The organism is Bartonella sp. CE47NXGY (assembly GCF_042195415.1).
GTDB lineage: Bacteria > Pseudomonadota > Alphaproteobacteria > Rhizobiales > Rhizobiaceae > Bartonella.
Map to the genome: position 1 here is coordinate 1 of NZ_JBHIOI010000214.1, position 766 is coordinate 766.

The 766-nt window shown below is 31.6% G+C and carries 1 protein-coding gene; it reads left to right on the forward strand.

Annotated elements, in window-relative coordinates:
- Positions 1–566: 566 nt before the first annotated feature.
- The coding region (locus tag ACFIL3_RS10725; RefSeq protein WP_375682274.1) for a hypothetical protein at positions 567–766 on the forward strand (200 nt) is incomplete at its 3' end.

Sequence of the window (766 nt, forward strand, 5' to 3'; positions counted from 1 at the left end):
ATTCATAAAATGAAACCTTCAAAACATTCCCCATCTATTGGTTTTGGAGGTTTTGGAGGTTTTTGGGGGTATGGGGGTTCTTTTTACCCCCCCTTTATATATATTTTTTAGTCAAAAATAAAAGTTATTATATTTCAAGTAGTTAATATTTTACAGATCTAAAAAACAACCTATATTGAAATTACAACCTATAAATTCAACCAATAATATATGTTTTGTAGGTGTTTTGGGGGTTTTAAAAACAGACAAAACCTATCTGTAAAATAATTCATAAAACTTATCAAAATACTCATTCTGATGTTTTAAAGTCCATGGTGCATTTGTCTTGATTAACAGGTCAATTAACACATCAAATAAACAGCAAATTTCACTATTTTGCTGATCTGATCCCGTATCATGGGCTGTGGATAAACAGCATTTAAAAAACTTTTTGAAAAAATTTATCCGCTTTTTAGCATTTTCCGAATTTTTCACACTATTCATTCAAAATGGATTTAATAAGCTTCATTTTGATTCTTTTGAAGAGAATTAATCAATAGAATATATTGTCATGGAGTTTATTCTTTATGCTTCGCCCTCATCATTATGATCATGAACATGTCTCTTTACGCTCTCTCTTGGAATATTATCGTCAACAAGCAAAATCACCCCGTGAATTGGGAACGCTGTTTGAAAACCTTGTCATGGCTTATCTTATGCATGACCCTCTCCATTATGGACGATATGAAAAGGTAGAAACCTATTATGAATGGGCTGAAGAGCGTGA